This is a genomic window from Roseateles sp. P5_E11 (genome assembly GCF_054049355.1).
In genome coordinates, this window is the sequence record NZ_JBFUMO010000800.1 from 1 (window position 1) to 2,098 (window position 2,098).

At 65.8% G+C, this 2,098-nt stretch carries 3 protein-coding genes; all 3 read left to right on the top strand.

The window, feature by feature from the left end:
* Nucleotides 1-442: aconitase family protein (locus ACXJKR_RS30765; RefSeq protein ID WP_457326077.1), on the top strand; the 442-nt coding region annotated here is incomplete at its 5' end.
* Nucleotides 443-444: 2 nt separating this feature from the next.
* The gene (gene leuD, locus ACXJKR_RS30770; RefSeq protein WP_457326078.1) at nt 445-1,092 is read left to right on the top strand and encodes a 3-isopropylmalate dehydratase small subunit; all 648 of its coding nucleotides are present in this window, start codon (nt 445-447) and stop codon (nt 1,090-1,092) included.
* A 1-nt stretch (nt 1,093) separates the two neighbouring features.
* Nucleotides 1,094-2,098, top strand: a 1,005-nt coding sequence (gene leuB, locus ACXJKR_RS30775; protein ID WP_457326079.1) for a 3-isopropylmalate dehydrogenase, incomplete at its 3' end; no start/stop codon positions are given.

Sequence of the window (2,098 nt, forward strand, 5' to 3'; positions counted from 1 at the left end):
GACCTACATGGCGCTGGAACCCAACAAGGCCATCAGCGACATCCATGTCGACAAGGTCTTCATCGGCTCCTGCACCAACAGCCGCATCGAGGACATGCGCGAGGCTGCGGCCGTCGTGCGCCGTGTCGGTGGCCGGCTGGCCAAGAACATCAAGCTGGCCCTGGTTGTGCCGGGTTCCGGCCTCGTCAAGGCGCAAGCCGAAGCCGAAGGCCTGGACCAGGTCTTCAAGGCCGCCGGCTTCGAGTGGCGAGAGCCGGGCTGCTCCATGTGCCTGGCCATGAACGCCGACCGCCTGGAGCCGGGCGAGCGCTGCGCGTCCACCAGCAACCGCAACTTCGAAGGCCGTCAGGGCGCCGGCGGCCGTACCCATCTGGTCAGCCCGGCGATGGCTGCCGCAGCGGCGATGACCGGCCATTTCGTTGACGTTCGCACGCTGAGCTGACCATGGACAAGTTCACCATCCACAAGGGCCTCGTCGCGCCCATGGACCGCGACAACGTCGATACCGACGCGATCATCCCCAAGCAGTTCCTGAAGTCGATCAAGCGCAGCGGCTTCGGCCCCAACCTGTTCGACGAGTGGCGCTACCTGGACCATGGCGAGCCCGGTCAGGACCCGGCCAGCCGCAAGCCCAACCCCGACTTCGTGCTGAACCTGCCGCGCTATGCCGGCGCCAGCGTGCTGGTCGCGCGCAGCAACTTCGGCTGTGGTTCCAGCCGCGAGCACGCGCCCTGGGCGTTGCAGCAGTACGGCTTCCGCGCCATCCTGGCGCCGAGCTTCGCCGACATCTTCTTCAACAACTGCTTCAAGAACGGCCTGCTGCCCATCGTCCTGCCGGAAAGCGCCATCGCGCGCCTGTTCGACGAGGTCTATGCCTTCCCCGGCTACCAGCTGGTCGTCGACCTGCCGCGCCAGGTGGTGGTCAAGCCCGACGGTGCCGAGCTCCCGTTCGACATCGAGCCCTTCCGTAAGGAGTGCCTGATCGGCGGCCTGGATGAAATCGGCCTGACGCTGCAGCACACCGACAAGATCCGCGCGTTTGAAGCCGCGCGCATCGCCAGCAAACCCTGGCTGAACAACCGAGTGATTTGAGATGAAGAAGATTGCAGTACTGCCGGGCGACGGCATCGGCCCAGAAATCATGGCCGAGGCCGTCAAGGTGCTGAAGGCGCTGGACCTGCCTTTGCAGCTCGACTGGGCCGACGTCGGCGGCAGGGCCTACGAGACCAGCGGCCATCCGCTGCCGCCCGCCACGCTGAAGCTGGCCCAGGAAGCCGACGCCGTGCTGTTCGGTGCGGTCGGCGACTGGAAATACGACAAGCTGGAGCGCTCGCTGCGCCCCGAGCAGGCCATCCTCGGGTTGCGCAAGGCTCTCGGCCTGTTTGCAAACTTTCGACCGGCCATCTGCTACGAGCAGCTCACGCACGCCTCGTCGCTGAAGCCTGAGCTGGTGGCGGGCCTCGACATCCTGCTGATTCGCGAACTGACCGGCGACATCTACTTCGGCCAGCCGCGCGGCCGCCGCACGGCCGTGGACGGCCACTTCCCCGGCGCCGACGAAGCCTTCGACACGATGCGCTATTCGCGCCCCGAGATCGAGCGCATCGCCCACGTTGCCTTCCAGGCCGCCCGCAAGCGCGGCAAGCGCCTGACCAGCGTCGACAAGGCCAATGTGCTGGAGACCTCGCAGTTCTGGAAGGACATCGTCATCGAAGTCCACGCCCAGTACCCCGACGTCGAGCTGGACCACATGTACGTGGACAACGCAGCCATGCAGCTCGTCAAGGCGCCGAAGAAGTTCGACGTCGTCGTGACCGGCAACATGTTCGGCGACATCCTGTCCGATGAAGCCGCGATGCTGACCGGGTCCATCGGCATGCTGCCGTCGGCCTCGTTGGACGCCAACAACAAGGGCCTCTACGAACCCAGCCACGGCAGCGCGCCGGACATCGCAGGCAAGGGCATCGCCAATCCTCTGGCTACAATCCTGTCCGCTGCCATGATGCTCAAGTTCTCCCTCAACCAAGCCGACGCTGCCGCTCGTATCGAGCAGGCCGTGCAGTCGGTGCTGGCCCAGGGCTTGCGCACTGCCGACATC

Bases quoted from the DNA above. Each gene is read 5' to 3' on its own strand.
- leuD (WP_457326078.1), top strand. From the start codon at position 445: ATGGACAAGTTCACCATCCACAAGGGCCTCGTCGCGCCCATGGACCGC.